This is a genomic window from Flavobacterium poyangense, from assembly GCF_011751075.1.
In the GTDB taxonomy this organism is placed as follows: domain Bacteria; phylum Bacteroidota; class Bacteroidia; order Flavobacteriales; family Flavobacteriaceae; genus Flavobacterium; species Flavobacterium poyangense.
This window is the reverse complement of record NZ_JAALLN010000001.1, coordinates 350,379-371,901: the sequence shown is the minus strand read 5'-3', so window position 1 is coordinate 371,901 and position 21,523 is coordinate 350,379. Positions and strand designations below refer to the sequence as shown.

21 protein-coding genes and 1 pseudogene are annotated in these 21,523 nt (G+C 37.7%); 4 read left to right on the top strand and 18 right to left on the bottom strand.

Annotated elements, in window-relative coordinates; genetic code table 11:
* Nucleotides 1-300: 300 nt before the first annotated feature.
* A complete protein-coding gene (locus tag G3A47_RS01495) occupies nt 301-1,290 on the top strand; it encodes a nuclear transport factor 2-like protein (protein ID WP_166919738.1) in 990 nt (329 codons plus the stop codon).
* A gap of 51 nt (nt 1,291-1,341) precedes the next feature.
* Here the strand turns inward: G3A47_RS01495 and G3A47_RS01490 are convergent, their stop codons facing one another.
* The 13 genes and pseudogenes from G3A47_RS01490 to G3A47_RS01430 all read right to left on the bottom strand — a co-directional run bounded on the left by G3A47_RS01490 (nt 1,342) and on the right by G3A47_RS01430 (nt 12,808).
* On the bottom strand, nt 1,342-1,782 hold the full coding sequence (locus tag G3A47_RS01490) for a DUF3872 domain-containing protein (RefSeq protein WP_166919736.1): 441 nt from the start codon (nt 1,780-1,782) through the stop codon (nt 1,342-1,344).
* A gap of 13 nt (nt 1,783-1,795) precedes the next feature.
* Complete coding sequence (locus G3A47_RS01485; RefSeq protein WP_243860368.1) at nt 1,796-2,290, bottom strand: conjugal transfer protein TraO; 495 nt, start codon at nt 2,288-2,290, stop codon at nt 1,796-1,798.
* Nucleotides 2,291-2,376: 86 nt separating this feature from the next.
* Entirely contained in the window at nt 2,377-3,267 is an 891-nt protein-coding gene (gene traN, locus G3A47_RS01480; protein WP_166919732.1) for a conjugative transposon protein TraN, read from the bottom strand.
* Between the two features lie 21 nt (nt 3,268-3,288).
* Nucleotides 3,289-4,602, bottom strand: coding sequence for a conjugative transposon protein TraM (gene traM, locus G3A47_RS01475; RefSeq protein ID WP_166919730.1), 1,314 nt, complete (start codon nt 4,600-4,602; stop codon nt 3,289-3,291).
* Nucleotides 4,592-4,870 carry a nitrogen regulatory IIA protein gene (locus G3A47_RS01470; protein WP_166919728.1) on the bottom strand — a complete coding sequence of 93 codons (279 nt, stop codon included), beginning with the start codon at nt 4,868-4,870 and terminating at the stop codon, nt 4,592-4,594. Before G3A47_RS01470 ends, traM begins: the two co-directional genes overlap by 11 nt.
* A 10-nt stretch (nt 4,871-4,880) precedes the next feature.
* Nucleotides 4,881-5,504, bottom strand: a complete 624-nt coding sequence (gene traK, locus G3A47_RS01465) for a conjugative transposon protein TraK (RefSeq protein ID WP_166919726.1) — start codon at nt 5,502-5,504, stop codon at nt 4,881-4,883.
* 11 nt (nt 5,505-5,515) lie between these two features.
* Nucleotides 5,516-6,511 (bottom strand): conjugative transposon protein TraJ, encoded by a 996-nt coding sequence (gene traJ, locus G3A47_RS01460; protein ID WP_166919724.1) that lies wholly within the window; start codon nt 6,509-6,511, stop codon nt 5,516-5,518.
* A 3-nt stretch (nt 6,512-6,514) separates the two neighbouring features.
* Nucleotides 6,515-7,147, bottom strand: a complete 633-nt coding sequence (locus G3A47_RS01455) for a DUF4141 domain-containing protein (RefSeq protein WP_166919722.1) — start codon at nt 7,145-7,147, stop codon at nt 6,515-6,517.
* A gap of 26 nt (nt 7,148-7,173) precedes the next feature.
* Nucleotides 7,174-7,659 carry a TraG family conjugative transposon ATPase gene (locus tag G3A47_RS01450; RefSeq protein WP_166919720.1) on the bottom strand — a complete coding sequence of 162 codons (486 nt, stop codon included), beginning with the start codon at nt 7,657-7,659 and terminating at the stop codon, nt 7,174-7,176.
* A 59-nt stretch (nt 7,660-7,718) separates the two neighbouring features.
* On the bottom strand, nt 7,719-9,497 hold the full coding sequence (ltrA, locus tag G3A47_RS01445) for a group II intron reverse transcriptase/maturase (protein ID WP_243860383.1): 1,779 nt from the start codon (nt 9,495-9,497) through the stop codon (nt 7,719-7,721).
* A 586-nt stretch (nt 9,498-10,083) separates the two neighbouring features.
* A pseudogene (locus G3A47_RS01440) lies at nt 10,084-12,165 on the bottom strand (TraG family conjugative transposon ATPase); the annotation flags it as partial.
* Nucleotides 12,162-12,491: a DUF4133 domain-containing protein gene (locus G3A47_RS01435; protein WP_166919716.1), complete on the bottom strand. Its 330-nt coding sequence runs from the start codon at nt 12,489-12,491 to the stop codon at nt 12,162-12,164. The pseudogene G3A47_RS01440 and the gene G3A47_RS01435, both read right to left, overlap by 4 nt.
* Nucleotides 12,492-12,502: 11 nt before the next feature.
* A complete protein-coding gene (locus G3A47_RS01430) occupies nt 12,503-12,808 on the bottom strand; it encodes a DUF4134 domain-containing protein (protein WP_166919715.1) in 306 nt (101 codons plus the stop codon).
* Nucleotides 12,809-12,907: 99 nt separating this feature from the next.
* On the opposite strand from G3A47_RS01430, the gene G3A47_RS01425 reads away from it, so the two are divergent.
* The gene (locus G3A47_RS01425) at nt 12,908-16,045 is read left to right on the top strand and encodes a DEAD/DEAH box helicase (protein WP_243860367.1); all 3,138 of its coding nucleotides are present in this window, start codon (nt 12,908-12,910) and stop codon (nt 16,043-16,045) included.
* Between the two features lie 45 nt (nt 16,046-16,090).
* Here G3A47_RS01425 and G3A47_RS01420 read toward each other — a convergent pair whose 3' ends face one another.
* The 4 genes from G3A47_RS01420 to G3A47_RS01405 are packed head-to-tail and all read right to left on the bottom strand — an operon-like array spanning nt 16,091 to nt 18,224.
* A complete protein-coding gene (locus G3A47_RS01420; RefSeq protein WP_166919713.1) occupies nt 16,091-16,726 on the bottom strand; it encodes a conjugal transfer protein TraD in 636 nt (211 codons plus the stop codon).
* Nucleotides 16,727-16,729: 3 nt separating this feature from the next.
* Complete coding sequence (locus G3A47_RS01415; protein WP_166919711.1) at nt 16,730-17,002, bottom strand: DUF3408 domain-containing protein; 273 nt, start codon at nt 17,000-17,002, stop codon at nt 16,730-16,732.
* A gap of 11 nt (nt 17,003-17,013) precedes the next feature.
* Nucleotides 17,014-17,451: a DUF3408 domain-containing protein gene (locus G3A47_RS01410; protein ID WP_166919709.1), complete on the bottom strand. Its 438-nt coding sequence runs from the start codon at nt 17,449-17,451 to the stop codon at nt 17,014-17,016.
* A 5-nt stretch (nt 17,452-17,456) separates the two neighbouring features.
* Complete coding sequence (locus G3A47_RS01405) at nt 17,457-18,224, bottom strand: ParA family protein (RefSeq protein ID WP_166919707.1); 768 nt, start codon at nt 18,222-18,224, stop codon at nt 17,457-17,459.
* A gap of 741 nt (nt 18,225-18,965) precedes the next feature.
* Here G3A47_RS01405 and mobA point away from each other — a divergent pair.
* On the top strand, nt 18,966-19,403 hold the full coding sequence (gene mobA, locus G3A47_RS01400) for a conjugal transfer protein MobA (RefSeq protein WP_166920991.1): 438 nt from the start codon (nt 18,966-18,968) through the stop codon (nt 19,401-19,403).
* A gap of 2 nt (nt 19,404-19,405) precedes the next feature.
* Nucleotides 19,406-20,701, top strand: coding sequence for a conjugal transfer protein MobB (gene mobB, locus G3A47_RS01395; RefSeq protein ID WP_166919705.1), 1,296 nt, complete (start codon nt 19,406-19,408; stop codon nt 20,699-20,701).
* A gap of 9 nt (nt 20,702-20,710) precedes the next feature.
* Here the strand turns inward: mobB and G3A47_RS01390 are convergent, their stop codons facing one another.
* On the bottom strand, nt 20,711-21,277 hold the full coding sequence (locus tag G3A47_RS01390; RefSeq protein ID WP_166919703.1) for a hypothetical protein: 567 nt from the start codon (nt 21,275-21,277) through the stop codon (nt 20,711-20,713).
* Between the last annotated feature and the right edge of the window lie 246 nt (nt 21,278-21,523).

The following is a 21,523-nucleotide window of genomic DNA, read 5'->3' as shown; positions in this document are numbered from 1 at the left end:
AAAGGCACTCCCTTCGAAAGGTCGGGACAGCCTTTTTGCGTCTTAGCGGATGCAGCCACTTTAATAAAAAAGGAATCTTCCTCCATTTTATTAAACAGGCTGCGGATATTTTGTAAGGGATATTATGATCCCTTTTATTTTTTAAGGAAGACTTCTTTTCTTTCCTTAAAAGCGTCCAAAGAAAAAAAGCAAAAGAAGACCGCCAAACGAGTTGGATTTTGTTTGTTTTCAAAAGTAAAATAACATCTTAAATAATTAAATTTGAAGCTTGTCAGTCAATAGTAAACAACAAATCGTCCAATGATCGAAACCCAGATTGTAATAACAGTCAATAGAAAATCAGACCTTACTGCCATAGAGCAGCAAATTATCAATAGCAGCCTACAGTCTCCTGTTTACATTCGGGAATATGAAAAGAGCTTTCAAATTGATTTTACCAGTGATTATGAACAGTGGGAACTCGATACAGCCATTTTAAATTGTTTTGACGACTATGAGTATACAGATGACCTGGAAAGCGGAAGAAAAGAAATAAGGGTTCAAATATCACGATACCAATCGGAATTTTCTACTGATGGATGGGGCAGGCGAATTGAAAATCCATTAAATGAAACTAAGTACCTTGTAAAGAAATCGGTTCAAAAAACTCCGAAATTTAATCCCAAAGTGAAAGTTTTATTTGAAGGCAAAGAACACTTCTATCAAATGAACATTATTGATGGTGTAAATGAAGCTACTAATGAAAAAGGGTTTCTCTTACTAAATGAGTTTAAAAATAATGTGAATGATGACACTGATTTTTTCAAAGACAGGCTTTACAAATCTCCTTTAGAAGCTTTTCACTTTGGATACCATAAATTAAGCGAAGTGGTTGATCGTGATTTTGCTGCGTATTTGGAGACTAAAAAGAAAGAAATAAGAGAAGTACAAAAAATGCCCCGAAAGATTGTAAGAGATTTTGTTAATGCCTGCAACCGATCCGATCTGGATGGAATCCTGAAAAATCTCAGTGAAGATGTTGTCTTCGAGATATGGGAAAGATGGAAAACAGTTTTTGCTACTACAACAATAGAAGAATTAAAAGATTTTTTAAGCTCTTCAAAACAAGAATTATGTGCAAAAGATTTCAAGATCAGATCCAAATGGTACTTTGATGGGCCTGTAGTAACCATTGGGCTAAAATATTTTCCCCAGACTTCAGATCCGGAAATAAAAAGTACTCAGAAGTTCAAACAGCTAAGATTTACACTCAAAGAAGCTAAGATCATCAGTATCGTAGATGAAAAATAAAAATCATTAGTAGATAAAAAAGTCCTGCTACTTCTAGCAGGACTTTTACATTTAATTGGCACTGTTGAAATCAAAAGTCAACTCTTTTTCGTTTCCAAAATTATCCGAAATCCAAATCGTAAAAGATTGTGATACATTGGAGCCGGAAGTATAGTACAAACGAAATGGTCCGGGGGCTAATGGATATAAGTCATTAGGGACAAGAACACGTCTATTTTGAAGTAGTAGAAATCCTCTACCATCATTCTGAAAATACCGGATAAAGTATTTAGTTTCACTATACTGGTCTGCTCTTTCAAGAGCGAGCCTTATTTCTATGGTCTCACCGTTAGCAATTTCTTTGGGAACCGGCATGACACTAACCTCAAAAGGAAAATTGTTTTGTGTTTCCAGATCGTCTTTTGCGCAGGATACGCAATTTAGAGAAACTAGCAGTACCAGAACCAGTACTGGCAATAGCGTTATTGTACGTTTATTAAAAATTGTTTTCATTTTTTCTATTTTTTTAAAAGTTAAATCTAAGTCCTATACCCACAGATGTTCGAAACTGCTCCATATCAGTACCCAAGAAAGCCTTGAGACGCACCTGAAGAAGCAGTACAAGATTATCAGAGAGATAGGTTTCAAAAGAAAGTCTGGCGCCGGCTCCATAGATAAAGTTATCCTCACCTACGATTTTGGCTCCGTCAAATAAAACAGCCTCTCCCTTATTAATACTTTCATAGCCTGCTATAGCTGTTAAGGCTGCGTTTAGGGTAATATTTCGATACGTATCTCCGATGAGGTAGAAACTGTATCCCCCTTCAGCGCTGAAAGTTTGATGAGGTATACGAAGACCTTTGTACTGGTAATACTGATGAGCATACTCGACCCCCCAGATTTTGTAATTGCCATTTTTACCATTTACAATTGCTGCGATATTCAGGTAATAGTTCCTGCCGGGACTTTCATTGGAGAGGGTTCCAACATTTAATTCCAACCCTTTTTGCCGGGGTAGCATGCGTTGTGCCAGCACTGTTTGGCTGCTTATCAAAAGCAGCATTAGGATATAAATATGTCTTTTCATTTTTTATCTTTTTTAGATTATTAAAATTTCAGGTGCGTGTCTTTTATCAGACGGGCTCTGAGCAAATCAACATTTTCAATTTCAAAGCTTTGGTTTCTGCCGCCGTTTTTTTCAAAGACCTCAATTCGGAGTACTTTGTCGTCATCAATGGTGAACTGATCCAGCAGGAAGACGTTTCGCTCAGTGGATTTTCCGTTAATTTCATTTAGAGGCTTGTACGTACGAAGTGGTTGTAGAAGCCTTTCCTGCACGACAGTACGTTTAGTCGTTTTTTTATCGACTATTTTAAAATTGATAAAGTCAATTAAAAAAGGAACATTGCTGCGGTTGACAAGCTGGGTATGAAAATAGTATTTGCCATTATGAATGTAAATTCCTTTAAGGATAAACCGTAAGCCAAAACTTTTAGCTCCAATGTGTTTGATCACTCTGTTATCCTTTTTATAGATCGTTTCCAAAAGCAGATCGGCAAGATTGGAAGACTTACCAAGTTCCTCAAAAAAGACATGTTTACCACTAGTTTTATCTACAGTCTTTTGCATACTCAACAGATCATACGTCAGGACTTTTGGAGAGGAATCGTAAGTGACATTAAAACTATAAAAATGTCCCTCCTGGGTAATGACCGAAAAATTGGTTTCGGTTTCAAACTCCTTTACCGATGCCTTTACTCGCAGTACGTTTTCTGCATCTTCTGCTTTGGAGGCAATCAGATAATCACTACCAAGATCGACATAACGTATAGCCGATGGAAAGATCAGATGTGACGTTTTATCGTAAGTGACTTCCAGACGATACGATTCCATTTTGTCAAGACTCAGTGCATTTTTTGTTGTAACCTGCGCCGATGTTAAAAAAGTACAGCCCACTATCATCATAGTTATCCAGAAGGATTTAATTTGATTTTTCATTTTGAAAGAGAGTTTGGTTTTTTATTTTTTGGAAACAAGAAACACCTGATGTCCGGCTTTTAAGATGACCTTTGGCGTCTTGATCTTTTTGGAGAAATAACCTGAGACTCCCTGAATGACACCACGGCTCAGATCAGCGGCCACTTGTTGCCCTGCCGATTGGGTAAGCATAAAGCTTGTTCCGGAAGTCTGACTCATATTACCGGCCATTTCCGTGACGGCATTCATTTCAGCAGAATATGGAACATACAAACCTTGCTGTCCGTCCAGATCATAAACAGTAAGATCCACCGCAATGATATGACCATCAAGTTCAATTGAGGTAACCTTTAACTGCAAGCGACCTGCCTGAAACTTACCATTTGCCATTAAAAGGGCGCCTTTTGGAAATTTACCATTGGAAGTTTGGGCAGCTTCTAGTAAACGAAGTCGTACACCTGCCTCACCAATAAAGGTTTGTGTTTCCTGTATGCAGGCTTTAATGCTGTTTTTTGGCGGTACAGCTGTAGAACTTGAGCCGGCTGCAGAAAAGCTTCGATTCCTATGCTCTGAAAGAGTACTGTCGGTTGGCTCACGATAGAGCGCCGATACGGTGTTTTTTTTTACCGGAGTGAAGGATTGAAAGTATTCTTTTTTCGAAGGCGCAGCAGCAGCAGTCGTGACATTAGCAGGTTTGGTTTCTGTAACATTGACAGGACTCGGGAGGTATTTAGCTGCCATCTGATACGATTTTTCCATCAGAGCCATCTGATCGTTTGCTGTTAAGACTTTGGGAACATCCTTTTGGGCTAATTGCTCTTTTAAATCATCCAATTGACGACGAAGTTCGTGGGTGTGACTGTTGTCGTCATTATAAAAGGAGCTTAACGTACTTTGGGTGTTTCGATAACTGTTTAACGAAGCGTTGGCAGGTCTGCCGGGACTATTCCCGGAATTAATGTTTTGACCCGTTTCATCGGAGAGTCTGTTAGGAGAATCAGTTGAGGAGCTGTCCTCATTCCAGTAATCGGAAAGCGAAGTCAGGGCATTTCGTTTTTGCAGCTCTTTTTGCTCAAGCATTTCCTCTTGATAGGCTTTTTGTTTATCGGACTGCATTTCTGCTTTTGCAGGCTGTGGCACAGCATCATTTAAACCGAGATTTTGCGTTTCATTTTGATCTGAAGTTGGTTTAAAGATCAGGTACAGACAGCTTACAAATACAATTCCCATTAAAACGAATATCAGGGGCTTTTTGAGTCTCTCCAAACTGCTCTTTTTATCTTGAGGCAGATTAGAGGATCGGGTTGGGTTATTTTCTCCCATGAGAATATTGACCTTATTTTCATTATTTTTCATAAATCGTATCGTTTAGAAAAGTTGATGGTGTATCTTTTGTTTTAAGATTTTCTTTTTTAAAGACGGGGTTTCCGATAGGTCTGATTACCATATAGGTGTAGGCATCAGTGGTATCATACCACACTTTAAAAATAACTCCGGCGGTAAGCAACAGATAGGCTGTAAATAAAAGCAGGGTATAGCTGTGCTGTTTGTGTAGGGGCAAAGCGCGCCAACGCTTATCCTGTCCCTCAAACCATTTTTCCAGGTTTATTCTTATTGTTCTCATCCGATAGGTTTTAGCGATTGATGACCTCAATGTCGTTGTTTTGGGTTACAGCGAACTTTTCGATATTAAAGCCTTGCGGGTTGTTATCCGATCGGACAGAGTTTACCAGGAAACAGGAGGTTACGAGATTTCGCTTGGTTATATTACTTGAACGTATAATGAACTGCTTGGCATAGGTACGAACAGCATAGGGGTAAGCGTCAAAATGACACAGTATACTATCTACTTCGATACGTTGCTGAACATTTCCTGATATGATACGATTGTAATACCCTTTTTCAGATAGGTCTGTATAGTAATCAAAGGCACTTTTATCGGCAAGATTAAAAGCTCTTTTCATATTATTTTCAATAGCCTCTTTATCCGGGGCAAGGGTAAAAAACAGTTCGTGAAAGCGTCGTATATGCTCTCTGGCCTCTACTGGGCGGTTGATAGTGACATCTTGCGAAAGAGCAAGCATCAGCGATTTACCATTGTCAAGAACATAGATTTTTTGTCTTTGAAGTTCAGCAAAACGGTAGGACTTCCAGATGGCAAATCCCGATGCGAGTAGGCAAATCCCGGCAAACAATAGCGCATACAAGCGTATTTGTCTAAAGCTGTTTTCGATGTTTCTGAGTGTTTTAAATTCCATAGTACTTGTTTTTATCTATTGAGTAGTTTACCGCCTATATTTCCAACAGCTGAACCGGCACCGGCTCCTGCAATATTGCCGGATTTCATGGCGGTTTGATTAACATTACGGCTAAAGTTTCCTGCTCCGCCGGCCTGAATGATCCAGCCTGTTACTGTGGGAATCGTAAAGTATCCGACAATACCTATGATCATAAAGATCACATACACGGTATTGGAAGTATCAGGGATATAGGTAGGATCGGAGAGCATTTCGATATCACGCTCTAAAATGAGCGTTTGTATCCTGGCCAGCATAGAACTAAAAAGATCCGTAACAGGAAGCCAGAGGTAAACACTGATATATCGCGTTAACCATTGGGTGAGCGTGGACTGAAAACCGTCCCAGACCGAAATAGCAAAGGCAATTGGACCAAGTATAGACAGGACGATTAAGAAAAATGTCCTTATGGTATCAATTACTAATGCTGCTGCCTGAAACAGAATTTCCAACAGATTTAAAAACCACTCCTTTAAAGCTTTTTCCACTTGATAGGTTTGCCTGTCCATATACATGGCTGCCATTGTCCCGATATCGGAGGGCGACCAGCCGAGTTCATCAAGTTTTTTATCAAACTCTTCGTCAGAGACCATGTAGGCTTTTTCCGGATTTCGGATCATGGCTTCGTATTCCAACTGATCCTTTTGCTGCTGCAATTTGTTCATGTCCAAAACCTGCTCTTCCAGTATGGAGTGAGTCCCTTTTACTATTGGACTAAGTACTGCGTTAAGGCTGCCCAATACGATAGTGGGGAAGAACATAATACAAAGCCCCAGAGCAAAAGGGCGTAGAAGAGGAAATACATCAATAGGTTCTGCCCGGCTCAGTGCCTGCCAAACCTTGTAGGCTACATAAAACAAGGCTCCGAGTCCTGCCAGACCTTTTGCCACCGCTGCCATTTCACCCGCTAGTGGGATCATATCGTCATAGAGCGCACGTAATACGTCGTGTAGGTTATCCCATTGCATAACTTACCAGTATTTTTGATTAGCAGATCCGTAGAGGTCAAGGACTCTTTTGGCATCATTTTTCTTCTTTGCCCTGAGATAAGTCACCGAAATGTTTTTATTGGTGTAATAACGGACAAGACTATGATAGTCTTTTACCTCTTTGTAGACACGATCAATAATTTCCATACGTTCTTTGTCATTAAAAGAAAGGTTCGTTGTCGTAACGATCTGTTTTAGTTCTTTTAATAGCGCCGTACTTTCATTCAGAAGTGATGCGTAGCCATTGCCTATAGCCACAAGTTCCTGTGTAGTAAAATTGGGGTCGTTCATCATCTTGCCGAAATTGGATACATACATCTCCGATACGTCACCAACCAGAAGCACGGTCTGTTGTACCTTACGGGCATCCTTTACCAAATTGCTTACAGATTGCAGTTTGTCGTAATATTCTTTACCCTGTTTGTAGACTTTTTCTACTTCTTTAAAATTTTTAAAGACATTGGAAACAGTAGAGGAGGTCTGTACAATTTCGTTGGCACTATTTAGAATACCTGAGGCCAGATTTGTCGGGTCTGTAACAACCCATTGGGCTTTTGCGCAAGGTGCTACGGCTAACAATAGCATCGTATACACCATTAAGATTAGTCTTTTCATTTTTATAATTTTTAAATTAGAACTGATTATTGATTTGCTTTTTCCTGTCGCTGTAAAGCAATGCGTTTGATTGCTAGCTCTACATTTCCACCAAGCTCTGAGGCGAGCTGCATCACTTCCATTTTTTCGGTTTCTTCCGTGGTATAAGCCAGATATTCCGGCATACTCACTTCTGTGGCATAAACTGCCGAATGCGTGCCACCGAGTCCGATCCATACTTCCTTATAGAGTCGTGAAGGATCATTGTTCATATTGATAGATAATACCTGTGCTTTTTCCTTATCTGTTAGCCCAAGCATGGCCTGTATCTCATCAAACTTATTCATGTATTTACGCTGGTCTAAAAGGATTTTGCAGTCAGAATTATTGATAATACTTTCTTTTACAATGGGAGACTGAATGATGTCATCTACTTCCTGCGTAACTACGATAGCTTCTCCGAAAAATTTCCTAACGGTCTTAAGTAGGCTAAGCACCCAGCGCCTTATCGTATTACTACGGTAGGTTTCCAAATGCTCGCCCCCGAACCGGACTTACACGTCTCCGCGTATCCGGCTCTCCACTAATCTTGTCAGTCTAATGTTCCGTTATGGATTTTCTGATGACAGCTATAGCATACAGCAACGGTTTTTCTTCTTCTTGCAATCATGTGTCTTTCCCAACTCTTTTTCCCTTCAAGGTTTTTGAGTTTTCGTACATGGTGCATGACAAGCTTTTCCGTAGCTCCGCACATTTCACACTTTTCAGCTTTGAGCCTGTCTATAAGGCTTGTCCTACCTGCATCAAAGATGGAGTAAGGCAAAATATCAAAGCCAGCGTCTGTCATCGGGTTCTTTCTTCTGAACCCCAAGTCATAGAAGTATCTTTCTTTTACCGCTCCAGATTTAGTGGTAAACCTTACTGTGAATTTTCCATTTCTACGATACTTGGCATTTACCTTTCTCGTTGAACTTTTGTATTTCCCAGCAAAGGTTTTGTACATACTGTACTCCATGATAAACCTGAAATTGTGCAATTCAGAACAGTTGTTGGCAATAGCATAGTAATTGTAGAAACCTCCTATTTCCCGATTGTATCGGTCGAGTATTTCAAGGTCGTCATTGAATATAAGTCCAGACCTGCATTTTGGTTTCCAAATTTCCTTGCCGTTTTGGTATCGGAATTCCAATACACCATAGTCAAGTAATTTGTTTCTCATTGTTTCTGTACTCAATTTGAGATAGACTCTTTTACCATAGGTTCTTCTCAAACGACCTGCAATATCCCGTCTCTGTGCGTTGGACTTTCTCACAAAGATTTCATAGCCTAGAAAACGTGCCGAATCTTCCGTGTGGGTAATGAGTGTTTTCTCATCTGACAATTCCAGTTTGAGCTTTTCATCAAGGAAATTTTTAATATCTTCCTTAACCTCTTTAGCATCTTGTTTACTGCCTACTATCCCAATTAGGAAATCATCTGCATATCTGACATATTTCAATCTCTTGTAATCTGTGTCCATTTCGTCACAGCTTGGAAACATTACACGTTCCTTGTCTTCTGCTTTGATCTTTTGGATCAAAACCGCTCTTTCGCTTTCGTCTTCTACGGACTTTAGTTTTCTCACAGTTCTTCTTCTAGCATTTTCAAAATCCCTACGGACTCTACTTGGTCTGCGTTTTTCCCCTTTATCGAATTTTGTGATGTACTCTTTCATGTACTTGTCTAATCTGTCGAGGTAAATATTTGCCAGTAAAGGACTGACAATACCTCCCTGCGGCGTTCCGCTGTACGTTTTCTGAAATTTCCAATCTTCAATGTAACCTGCATTCAGAAACTTTCTGATTAACCTTATAAATCTATCGTCGGAGATACGTTCTTTAAGGATGCCTATCAGTATATCATGATTGATATTATCAAAGAATCCTTTTATGTCTCCTTCAATGAACCATTTGGCTCCACTGAATGACTTCTGAATCTGAGCCAGTGCAGTGTGACAGCTACGATTTGGACGGAAACCGTGCGAGGTATATTCAAAATGTCCCTCGTAGATAGCTTCCAAAATCATTCTTATCACTTCCTGTACTAACTTATCATCGAAAGCAGGTATGCCAAGAGGTCGCATCTTACCGTTCTTTTTCGGTATGTAGACTCTCCTCGATGGCTGGGGCTGATAGCTTTCATCTTTCAATGAGGCTATCAGTTTCTCAATGCGTGACAGGCTCATATTGTCTATACTTTGACCGTCTGAACCTTCTGTCATATTGCCCTCTTTTGCATAAATGCGCTGATAGGCAACATAGAACATCTCTTCATTGAACAGAATTCTGTAAAGCCTTTCAAACCTGTAGCTTGAAGTTTTACTGTGTTCCATTAGACTGTTTAATACTCTTTCTGGATTTCTCATAATGTCTCTCACATTTTCCTTTAATTGTATTAATAAAAATTAGCTGCTTCCCTTCGCCATGTACAAGGCTTTCCCTTGCTCGGACTACTACGGAAGCTCCGTTACCATGTCGAATATTCAGAGGGCAAACCCTCATAGCCTTACGGCATTCCGATTTAGGTAATCCCCGTTTGCGACTTAATAACTATTGGCACGATGGATTGTCGGATACAACTTCCGTCCTTTGTACACTTACTGTGACTGCGCTGTAATAAGTTCTTGCTTCTCTTATACCTATTCACTAAGGAAGTATTACAGTATGACGATTGATAGCTATCTTACGTCATAGTTTCAAGTGGAACCGCTCGGACTATCGTTCAATCAATTCGGATTTTATCCTCATATCCATCTTTTCACCTCGCCATTCAGTAGCAGTTTGATAACTAACTGACTTATGACTTTACCGACATGCTACACTCCCTGTCCAGTTTCCCTTTCAGATAAGTCGGTTGATGATAGGTTTTTTAAAGAACACTAACCTAATCTCTTGCCACAGAGATATTTATTAAGCCACCTTGACGGGCGCACACAAGTACTTTATGTATTCTGCCATACCTTCCTTGGCTATAGCTTTCCAAGCCTCTTCAATCAGGATGAGTTTACGGATACCTTTGAGTCTTCGCATTTTATTGATGAAGACTTCCATAATGATGATCGTCACAATGGGAAAGAGAATTTTATGATCTTTGATGGCGTCTATTTCAAAGACAATAAACCTTTTGGACAACAAGTCTAACTGTTTATCAGAATTAAGCAGATAGTCATATTCACCTCCTTTGTAATAGGGTTCCAGAACATTGAGGAAATTGGCAATATCAAAGTCTTTTTCCCTGACCTGTTTTTTTTCCAGTACTGTGCGGTAGTCTCCTAGTACATACTCATAAAAACCATTGAAAGAGGGGGAAATATCTTCGAGCTTGATACGTTCGATATAACCGCTTACCGCATTGGAGAGAGCCACTTCTTCTGATCGGGTAGGTGGTTCATCATCTCGTTTCCAAAGCGTGAGTATTAGTGTTTTGATACTCTCACGTTTCTCGATGTCGAATAAGCCATCATCGGTATAGAAAGGATTAAAAGCAATAGGGTTATCTTCTGTATAAGTGAAGTAAACCCCGTCTTCACCTTTGGTTTTTCCCTTAATGAGTTCACACAATCCCTGATAACTGTTTCCGGTATCCACTAACAGCACATGAGCTCCTTGCTCGTAATACTGCCTGACCATATGATTGGTAAAAAAAGATTTACCCGAACCTGAAGGGCCCAATATGAACTTGTTCCTGTTTGTGATAATACCGCGTTTCATCGGCAGATCGGAAATATCCAGATGGATGGGTTTTCCTGTAAGCCTGTCGGCCATCTTAATACCAAAAGGGGAGGGCGAATTGTGGTAATTGGTTTCCTCAGTAAAAAAACATAAAGCAGGTTCAATGAAAGTATAAAAGCTTTCTTCGCTTGGAAAGTCTGCGGCATTGCCTGGTATTCCTGCCCAATAAAGTGTAGCCACATCCGTAGTGTTGTGACGTGGTTTACATTCCATTAGTGCCAACGCACTGCCACAGTCATTTTTTAACTGTTTCAATTCAGCAGGATCTTCCGACCATGCCATGATGTTGAAATGCGCACGAATTGAGGAAAGTCCGAAGCTGTGGGCTTCGTTCAGGTACTTTTCTATCCATTCTTTATTGATTTGATTGGAACGACTGTAACGAGCCAGTGAGTGCATATTTCTGGCGGACTTTTCAAACTTCTGTAGGTTCTCTTCGCTGTTGTCTAAAAATAGGTATTGATTATAGATATGGTTACAATTGAGCAACAGCCCCATAGGTGCGGCAAAGGATAATCGGCAGTCACTGCGATCCGTAGACAGCTTTTCATATCGGGTATCAACAGTTACCGTTCCCGGCAGGTCATCGGTATCAGACAACGTATGCAAGGATAATCTTTTATTGCCAATACGAACTTCTTCATTCCCCAAAGCGATGTCCTGCATGGGTGTTCCAGATTCTCTGGATAAGGTTAGGTACTGCTCCAGTAATCCCTGTTTATCATCCGTACCAATGATTTCTTCTTCGTTTAGACGTTGCAGTCTGATAAAACCACTATCATTTACAATACGCTCAAACTGTGCTACAGCTTCCATAAAATGCTGTACAGCTTCTTTATCCCTGATCTCTTTTGGAATTAAAGAACCTTTGCACAATGAAGAAAAATTACTCTGCATACGCATGCGTTCTTTTGTCGTTTTAGTGACAAAGAGATAGCAGTAGTGATTCAGGAAGGGACGCTCGTTAAAATGACGTTCATAAGACTTTGACAAGAAGCTTTGGTCGTCTTTTGCTAAATCAGGGGTATAGTTCTCTTTAATATACCAATCCTGTTTATGAATGACCGTAAAATCAGGTAGCGTCTTGATTGCCTTGTGCCAGGCAGCATGGATGGCTTCGTATTCCGCTGAGGCTACAGTAAAGAGTTCGGGTAAGTGCACCCCAAAGCAGGCCGTAATGTCGGCATCTTTAGAAAGGATGCAGTTGTTCTCTACGGCGAGCAAGGGAAACTTACTTTCCAATGTGGTGGTCTTTGCTACATTTCTCATACGACAGGTGGTTTAGCGATGAATTTCAGATAACGGTATACAGGCTTTCGGCAAATGATGTAGCGGGGATGCCTTTTGTTAGCGGCTATTTTCATGAGCCCGTGTTCCCCGTATTTTTTGTTTAGGGAGAACGTTTGCCATATGATCAGAGAAGCGCCACCAACACCAAGAAACAGACAGAGATACGAGTTTACACCAGCCATATACAGGATCATAACAAGGATAAGAATACCAAGTAATCCACCGGCGAAAATGAATAGGTATTGCGCTTTAAGTCCTTTAAATTCGACGGTTCTTCCAATGCCTTTATTAATATTGTAATTCATAAGGCAAGAGATTAAAGGAAGAAAGAGCGCAAGATTGTAGCGGCTACAATTAAGAAGATACAGGCACCAAACCACGAAGCAGCAGTCTTACTGGTATCGGGGTCACCGGAGCTGAATTTGTTGTACACTTTAACTCCACCGATAAGGCCAACCACAGCACCAATGGCATAAATTAGTTGGGTTGCGGGATCAAAATAGGAGGTTACCATTTGAGTAGCCTCGGTAATACCTGCAGCGCCGTCTCCCTGGGCAAAGACCCCAAACATTGATAGTATTGCTACCATCATAAATAGATTTTTTTTTCTTTGTTTTTCCATAATTAAGCGGATTAATTTGTTAGTGTTATCCCACACTTTGTGAGTTTTCAAAAACAAAGGTGTTATGGAAAAGGGAGCAGTCTAATAAAGTGGCAGTCAGTGGAATTATTTGGTATTGAGTGGCTTTTAATTAAAAAAATATTAATTTGGCTAAACTATCAATGTATTAAAGCAAATAGTTTGGAACAACAAGACATATTAAGATTCTGGAGAGATGTAGAGATATTTGACCTGCCTGATTTAAATAAAGATGCAGCACTTCTAAAGGGTGATGAAGTTTTACCTTGGTTACATAAAGTGAGGGCTCCAAAACAGCATTACAAATGGAGATATACTTTAATTTTTGGCAAGATTGAGAAGAAATATATTATTGATTATTTAAATACATTACTTAAGTCTGATAAAATAAATGATTGGGAAGAAACGGTACAGGGCTTTAGTTGTTTTTCAGCTTTAATATTAGATGAAGAAGGTCGCCCTCAGCAAGATAATTATGTAACGGCAAGTTATATTTTTGGGATTAATGCCTTAGAGAAAAAAAAGGAACTATCGACTGTTTCGCTTGATTTGGAAAAGGTTAAAGAAGATTTTTTGGAACGCTACAACATTCCTAAAGTTATACTTGAAGAAAAGCAAAATTCCCCAAAAGGTGATGTAGTTTATTCGGAACATATTATAAGAGAAATAACTTATTTGGACAAACTTACATTGTGGAAGAACCAAGAAATTAAAGTTTTTCTCTTAACGGAAGAAGTACCTAAAGATAGTGAGCCTAATACAGGATTCTTAAACAGTTTTTATCTGGATGATTTGAATTATTTATCCCGTTTAGAAAAGGCCGATTTAAGCGCAACTCTTCAGCAATATTTGACCTTAGAGCCAAATAAAAACAATAGAAGGGATTTAATAGAGCAGAAGCACTTTTTATTTGATGCGATTCATCCAAACCAATTAACTGCAGGAAGGTGGCCTTCTAATGTGGAACATGGCTTATATACTGCTCAAAGCGGAGCGGTAAACACCATTTTTTCAAATCTTAAAAATACTGAAGGAGTACAAGGGGTTAATGGGCCTCCAGGAACAGGAAAAACAACGTTATTATTGGATGTAATTGCAGAAGTTGTTGTAGAGAGGGCTAAGAAAATTTCGGAGCTTGGCTGTAGTAGTATATTTAATAAAGGGTATCATAAAATTGTTAAAGAGTCTGGCTATGATTTGTATACTTACAATCTTAGTTCTAAACTACAAAATGATTTTGGAATTGTCGTGGCAAGTAACAACAATGCTGCGGTAGAAAACATCACTAAAGAACTTCCCGCAAAAGCAAAGATTGATAAATCTGTATTTCAGAATGCGGATTATTTCTCTGAATGTTCTACTAAACTAATCGAAGAAGAAAGTTGGGGTATTTTGGCTGCTGCACTTGGTAATGCTAAAAATAGAAGCAATTTTAAGAAGTCCTTTTGGATGAACAATGTAGAGGAAGGAATTGTAGGTTTTAAGGACGTATTACACGACCTTTATAAGGACGAAAATAATGATAAAACATATCAATATAATAATGCATTTGAACAAGAAAATGAAAAGTTTAAAAGCCTATTAGCAGAATTTGAAGCCTTTAAAAAAACAGCTTCTAAATTTCATGATTTAACGCCTGAATTCATTAAAAATATAAAACAAGAGAAGACTATTCTTAAAGAATTAAAACAGATAGATAAGAGTTTAAATGAATTATCAAAAGAAGAAGAAATTTTAGTTGATAAGCAAAACGATTTAAAAAAAGATGTTGAGAGAATTCAGTCAACGGTGCAATTGCATGCTTCGCGAAAACCTTCATTTTTCTTTTTTCAAAAGCTTTTTGGTACCCGGAACTTCAAAATTTGGAATATTCAAGCGGGTGAGATCGTAGGACATCTTAACAAATCCAATTCTGAATTAGATATTTTAAGGCAAAAGCTCAAGGGTAACAATGATAAAACCCAGAGTTTAATCAGTAAAAAGAAAGATCTCAATACAGAATTAAGTAAATTGAAAACTTTTTTTGAGGGTTATAAAAAACTCAAAAATGAGTTGAATAAGAAATACGAAATTGACACACAAAATATATTTGATATCTCTTTTTACGAAAAAGAAATACTGGATATTCATCTTTTAAATCCATATCATTCTCGCAAAATAGCTAAATTAAGAAGTGAAATTTTGCTATCAGCATTACAACTGCACCATGATGTGATTCTCGCTAATGCAAAGAATGTTAAAAATAATCTAAATGCATATTTTGAAATGATAGCGGGTTGGATTAAAGTTGATTCTAAGGTATCTCAGAATCTTTGGGATACTTTTTTCTTGTGTGTTCCTGTAGTTTCTACTACCCTTGCTTCGGCAAGCAGATTATTTCCAAATATCAATAGAAAACAAATTGGTTGGTTGTTAATTGATGAAGCAGGACAAGCGACTCCACAATCAGCAGCAGGTTTAATTCATCGCTCTAAACGTTGCGTAATTGTTGGTGATCCTCTACAAGTAGAACCAGTTGTAACTATGCCGGAAAAATTGATGTTAGAGCTCAGAAAAGAGCATAACCTGCCAGTAGATTGGTCGCCATATCGGGTATCAGTACAGCAGTTGGCGGACAGAGTTTCAAGAGCTGGGACTTATATGACTGTAGGTGATACCGACCAGAAAATATGGACAGGATTTCCATTGCGGACACACAGACGTTGTGATGATCCTATGTTTTCAATTGCAAATAAAATTGCATACAGTGATCAAATGGTAAAGGCAATTAATAAAAACTCTGAAGAAAAGTATATTGGAGCATCTTCCTGGTTTAATGTAAATACTGAAATAACATTAGTAAATAAGCATGTCGTTGTTGAAGAAATAAATCTGCTTCAACAGAAAATTCAGGAGTTAAGAAATTCAGGATTTAAAGAAGATATTTATGTTATTTCTCCTTTCAAATCAATAGCTACTTATTGTGATAGTGTTTTTAGAGGTGATAAAAAAGTATCGTGTGGTACGATACATAGATTTCAGGGAAAAGAAGCTGATATAGTTTTCCTTGTTTTAGGTAGTGATCCTAAATCGTCGGGAGCAAGGAATTGGGCCTCACAGAAGCCCAATATGCTAAATGTTGCACTTACCAGAGCTAAAAAACGTTTTTATGTAATAGGAAATAAGAAATTATGGGCTGCTTGTAACTACTTTGATTCAATGGCTAAAGTTTTAAATTAAAATGCTTGAGAAAAACTATAACTAGATAATTTTTCTCAAGCATTATTAAATAAATTCCTGAATATCAAAATTATTCAGATCACTTTTCCGCGAAGAGGAAGAACCGGCTTTTGCTTCAGTCAAAAGGTTGTTGTCCAATAGCTCGGCTATTTTTCTCGAGACACTTTCCTTCGAATTTTCCAATAAGGTGAATAATTCGGTTCCTTGTATTTTATGAACTAATGCAAGCGCTGTTTCCTTTTGGGATGAGTCAAGTGTATTTTGTTGTAACAGCATCCCCACGGAGCTTAGTTCTTCAAAGGTAACCCCTAAGGCTAAACCGTATTCATCATTGGCTATCGAGTACCTTTTCCATTCTTCTTCCTCTTGCTCAAAATCAGGTACATTTCTAAAAACATTGTCCAGCTCTTCCTGCGGAATTTGAATTGGGACGTTTTCATTTTCGTCGTATTCAATGTCTAAATTACTGGGATTTGTAAAAGCTTCTTCAGATTGGCATTCAGAGGCAACATTTGGTATTGAATGTCTGGTTACAGCTTTGGGTAATCCCATAATACTAGGTACGCTTGGATTAATCTTTTCCTGTGGTGGTTTTGGCTCCGACCTTTTTCGAATTACAGTTTTATCCTGTAAAAGCAGGACGATAATAATAAGCAGGCAAATTACAATTACTGTTTCCATAGCTTAAATAATGGGTTTAAAACGTTCATTGAAATAATCTGTGATGTTGTCTCCAAATTCTCTAAAATGGTATTCCAGAATATTGTCAATATAGGAGTAGAGGGTGGTTTTTTCTTCTCTGGTTAACTGTACGATACGCAATAATCTTTCGTGGTATTCTGGACGTATGTAAACAACCTTTCCGTTGCGACCTGAAGGAAACCGATTCGTCAAGAATATTGAGGGAAATTTTTCTTTGTCTTCCATTTGCTTGAGTTTCTTTTGTTTTTTATTCATGATTCAGTTATTTAAATTGGTTTATACTTATTGTTGTAGTTTTTAGTAATTTCTTCACTAAATTCCTGAAAATGATGATCCAGCAAATTATCCAAATAAGAATAAATAGAAATCTTGTCTTCACCAATTACTTGAATAATACGAGTGAGTTTTTCGTGAAATTGAGGTCGGATATAAACTGTTTTTCCATCGCGGGCATTAGTATCTGTTTTTCTGAAAAAGATATTTTCATACAGAGCTTCATTGACCTTTTTTGTTCGACTTTTTTCTTTAGCTAAAGGCTTTTCAGGTAATGCTTCATTCACATTACTTTCTTCTGTGGCAATTGATTCGGATGTAGTTTTAAATGGAAGCCGTAGACCTTCTTTTTTCACTCCGTCAACCATGAGATTCATCATTAATTCTTCATTAATATTTGGGGTAACATTCTTCTTGTTTTCACTTTCCATGATAATTATGATTGAATGATTTTTAAAAATTCTTTCAGAAATAGGTCTAATTGACAGTTTTTCATCAGCCTTTCGTCAGGAGGCATAAGTGTAGAGCGGAAAACAACTTTGTTCTTCACCTCGCTTTCTTTGCGAAAACGGCTACTGTTTTTGACCTGACTATGTAGTAAGCTAAATCCTAGTTGATTGATAAGAGTAGTATATACTTCGTATAAAGGAGTACTCTCTCTGTTATCTACCTGATTCCAGAATAGATTAATTGTTTTTATAGAAGTCTGACCTTCTTTCATAATTACATCTTTCAAAAGTTGGGTAAAAATGAGTGTGCTTTCCATTACTAATCGATCTGCTGTGATGGGGGTAAAAATATGATGCATTCCTGCCAATGCTCTTAGAATACCTGGAGTATTGACGGTACCGGGCAGGTCAAAAAAGACGATATCAATTGGAATCGGAGACGTATTTATATATTCCTGAGCTGCTTCCAGTACACTGTCAGCTTTATGCGAAATAATTGTGTATGCCTTTTTATTGATGGTTGTAAATTGATGATAAGCTTGTTTTTTTAAATTCTCATTCTCCATTATCATCTTTAGATCGCGGTCTTTCATTTTCATCAGACTATGCTGCGGAAAATCTGCATCAAATACTACTACATTGTAGCCTAATCTATAATACATAGTACTCGCTATGATGGCTGTAAAGGTACTTTTACCGACACCGCCTTTCTGAGAAGAAAAGGCGATAAATACTGTTTTGTGATTTGCATTCATTTTTAAATTGTTTTAATTGTTAGATATTTTATTATCTGACTACAGAAATATGTAAGTCAGTAGATAACTACATACACATGATTAGATCTAAATAGGTTTATATCTGTACAATTAGCTCACTAAATACTTATCTATTTATCCCAGGGCATAAGTGCATAAATACCAACCTGTATCAGTTTACAGATGTGTACACATATGGATATTAGAATACATATATAGATTTGTCTATTCGGAACTATATATTGAATTGTTTAAGCAGATACTCATTCTTGTATTTACTTGCTTGTTGAGCCAAATAGATCATTAGGTATTTATGTTGGTAGCTGAATAATCACTCATGTATCTATATCCTTTTGTTGGTACAAATAAATGGAGATAAATGTGCAGGTTAGTTAAAATGGCAGTCTTTGGAATTCAAAGGCATTATTTGTCCTGGTTTTGAATAACAGACTATTCCAAAAGAGGCTCTTAATTTGTGCAGTGAACTTTATTAACTCATTTATGCAAAAGACTTTTGACAAATCTGGAGGTAACTGCAACGGCTTGAGGCCGTTTTTCCCTGCTTACTTTAATCCGGTTCCGCCGACAGGCGGACGGATTTTGGTGTTCAACTGAACACGGCAAGTTGTGTTTTGAGGCACTCGAAACTCCGTTCGTGCCTCAAAACAACTTGCCATTGCATGGAGCTGGAAAACGCCCTCCAAAGTCGGGGTTTATGTATGAATTAAAAATGGATTTATGATGGAAGAAAACAACAAGAAAGAACGCAATAGAGGAGGGAGAACACTTAAAACTGATCCAAGTATACATCGCCATGTTTTTCGTCTAACAGATAAGGAAAATGCTAAACTGCTGTCACTTTTAGAAATGTCGGGAGAGTGTAATAAAGCAAAGTTTATTATTTCTCTGCTGTTTGGAAAAGAGATGAGATCAGTTAAAATTGATAAAGGAACAGTTGATTTTTACATGCGACTGACCTCGTTTCACAGTCAATTTCGTTCTATAGGAGTAAATTATAACCAGATTGTAAAGCTATTGTATCGTCATTTCTCAGAGAAAAAAGCGGCAGCATATCTTTTTAAATTAGAAAAAGAAACCATAGAACTTGTAAAAGTTACTCGCGAAATTGTTCGTTTGACAGAGGAATTTGAAGTAAAATATCTGAAAAAACAGCCTTAAAGATGGTAGCAAAAATTGGAAGAAGTAGTAATTTATACGGGGCATTGGCTTACAATCAACTTAAGGTAGAGAAGGAGAAAGGCCAAATTTTGTTGGTAAATAAGATGATTGAAACTAAAAATGGACAGTATTCCACTGGACAATTAGCCCAATCTTTCGCTCCTTACCTATATGCAAATCGCAATACAGAAAAACATACATTACATATTTCACTCAATCCTGACCCCAAAGACAAGGTAAGTGATGACAGGTTTCGGGAAATGGCGGAACAATATATGAAGGAAATGGGATACAGTGAACAACCTTTCGTAGTATTCAAGCATACCGATATTGATCGTACTCACATTCACATTGTGTCCGTATGTGTGGATGAAGAGGGTAAAAAAATATCTGATAAGTTTGAAAAAAGACGATCCATGAAAATATGTCGGGAACTGGAAAGTAAGTATGGATTATTGCCCGCAACTGATAAAGAACGTACTCAAAACGAAAAGATCTTTAGGCCTGTAGACTACAAGTCAGGTGATGTAAAAAGTCAAATCGCTTCAGTTGTAAGGCATTTGCCCAAATATTATCGATTTCAAACTTTAGGCGAGTATAATGCCTTACTTTCTCTTTTTAATATTACTACGGAAAAAATCGAAGGGGAACTTCAGGGACAAATGCGACAAGGGCTATTGTATATTGCTTTGAAAGAAAATGGAGAGAAGGCAGGGCATCCACTTAAAGCCTCTCTATTTGGTAAACATTCGGGATTAGTGGCTTTGGAATTGCATTTTATAAAATCAAAATTGGAGTTAAATGATAGTCCGGTAAAGCAAACGATAAAAGCTGCTGTTAACCAAGCAATCAATTCAACCAAGGATGAGTTGAGTTTTAAAAGACAACTGATAGAGTTAGGGATTAGCACCGTTGTTCGTCGAAATGAAGTTGGACGTGTTTATGGTATTACCTTCATTGACCATAACTCTAAAAGTGTTTGGAACGGTTCCAGACTCGGGAAAGAGTTCTCAGCTAACATTTTTAATAATTCATGGAATCATGATATTAAAAGTGAAAATGAAGAAGTTAAAGCTCCATTCCCAAAGGCACTAAAGTGGGAGGCCAAAGATGATTTTATAAATGAAGAACCACATAAGTTGTTCGCTTTTCTAAATAAAGATACATCTGAATTTATTACCGAAAAAAGCGGAATAATTGAGAGTTTAGCAGGATTATTACCACTAAACAAGGACGAAGATTATCAGGAAGTTGATTTTATTCGAAAGACGAAGAAGGAAAGAAAGAATACGAGATAGTTTTCTAAATTAATTGTTTGCTCGAAAAGCTTTAACTCCCAGAGCAAAGCTCCAATAAAAGATTCTTGGTGCATTTGGTGTTTTGAACTGATAGATGTTGTACACATATAAAGCAACAATTACAAATGCTCCCCAGCTAAGCCCAAGACACCATGGATTGTCACGGTCTGTAATGAGAAACATACTGGCTATTGCAGTTTTTACAATAAAAGCGGGAACGACACAACATGGCAGGACACATACTATCCATAGGAACATCCAAAACGGACTTTTTTTTGATCGCAAACTAATGATAGCTCCTTTTAGGAAAAAAACGAAAGAAAGTATAAGGTAAGCAAACAAGGCAGTAAAACCCCAGATTTTTACTTTATCTGTTTCTAAACCCCACATTTTTTGAGACAGGAGATAGCCCGCACACATAAACAAACCATAAATAACTCCTGTTTTTAAGAAAAAGTATAGTGCAGAAGAGATTAAAAAAATAAGCCCAACTGAACTTTTACTTTCTTGTTCCAGTCTGATTAAATACTCTTCTTCAGTTTCGCCGGGATATGCATCTGGATAATTCGAATTCATAGGTATCGTTTTTTGAGATTAATGAATCAAATTGTATTCTGCTTTAAGTAATTGTTTTTCAGTTGTATAAAATTAGTAAAAAAATGGATACACATCAGAAAAAAACAATGTTTGCTGAATGAATCATTGTCGTAATTGTTTCTATTTTAATAAATTATGTTCTAAAGTAAAACAACTATTATATTAAAATTTTATATTTAACAAAAACTGTAAAATGGTATGCATTTACGCCATTCCAATCTACAT

What these genes read in the sequence shown, in the direction of transcription:
- traM (WP_166919730.1), bottom strand. Translation starts at nt 4,602, where the DNA reads ATGAAAAATAATGAAAATAAGGTCAATATTCTCATGGGAGAAAATAAC.
- G3A47_RS01415 (WP_166919711.1), bottom strand. Translation starts at nt 17,002, where the DNA reads ATGAATAAAAAACAAAAGAAACTCAAGCAAATGGAAGACAAAGAAAAA.
- ltrA (WP_243860383.1), bottom strand. Translation starts at nt 9,497, where the DNA reads ATGGAACACAGTAAAACTTCAAGCTACAGGTTTGAAAGGCTTTACAGA.
- G3A47_RS01430 (WP_166919715.1), bottom strand. Translation starts at nt 12,808, where the DNA reads ATGGAAAAACAAAGAAAAAAAAATCTATTTATGATGGTAGCAATACTA.
- G3A47_RS01455 (WP_166919722.1), bottom strand. Translation starts at nt 7,147, where the DNA reads ATGAAAAGACTAATCTTAATGGTGTATACGATGCTATTGTTAGCCGTA.
- G3A47_RS01490 (WP_166919736.1), bottom strand. Translation starts at nt 1,782, where the DNA reads ATGAAAACAATTTTTAATAAACGTACAATAACGCTATTGCCAGTACTG.
- mobB (WP_166919705.1), top strand. Translation starts at nt 19,406, where the DNA reads ATGGTAGCAAAAATTGGAAGAAGTAGTAATTTATACGGGGCATTGGCT.
- traJ (WP_166919724.1), bottom strand. Translation starts at nt 6,511, where the DNA reads ATGCAATGGGATAACCTACACGACGTATTACGTGCGCTCTATGACGAT.
- G3A47_RS01470 (WP_166919728.1), bottom strand. Translation starts at nt 4,870, where the DNA reads ATGAGAACAATAAGAATAAACCTGGAAAAATGGTTTGAGGGACAGGAT.
- traN (WP_166919732.1), bottom strand. Translation starts at nt 3,267, where the DNA reads ATGAAAAATCAAATTAAATCCTTCTGGATAACTATGATGATAGTGGGC.
- traK (WP_166919726.1), bottom strand. Translation starts at nt 5,504, where the DNA reads ATGGAATTTAAAACACTCAGAAACATCGAAAACAGCTTTAGACAAATA.
- G3A47_RS01420 (WP_166919713.1), bottom strand. Translation starts at nt 16,726, where the DNA reads ATGGAAACAGTAATTGTAATTTGCCTGCTTATTATTATCGTCCTGCTT.
- G3A47_RS01435 (WP_166919716.1), bottom strand. Translation starts at nt 12,491, where the DNA reads ATGAATTACAATATTAATAAAGGCATTGGAAGAACCGTCGAATTTAAA.
- G3A47_RS01405 (WP_166919707.1), bottom strand. Translation starts at nt 18,224, where the DNA reads ATGAATGCAAATCACAAAACAGTATTTATCGCCTTTTCTTCTCAGAAA.
- G3A47_RS01495 (WP_166919738.1), top strand. Translation starts at nt 301, where the DNA reads ATGATCGAAACCCAGATTGTAATAACAGTCAATAGAAAATCAGACCTT.
- mobA (WP_166920991.1), top strand. Translation starts at nt 18,966, where the DNA reads ATGGAAGAAAACAACAAGAAAGAACGCAATAGAGGAGGGAGAACACTT.
- G3A47_RS01390 (WP_166919703.1), bottom strand. Translation starts at nt 21,277, where the DNA reads ATGAATTCGAATTATCCAGATGCATATCCCGGCGAAACTGAAGAAGAG.
- G3A47_RS01485 (WP_243860368.1), bottom strand. Translation starts at nt 2,290, where the DNA reads ATGCTACCCCGGCAAAAAGGGTTGGAATTAAATGTTGGAACCCTCTCC.
- G3A47_RS01410 (WP_166919709.1), bottom strand. Translation starts at nt 17,451, where the DNA reads ATGGAAAGTGAAAACAAGAAGAATGTTACCCCAAATATTAATGAAGAA.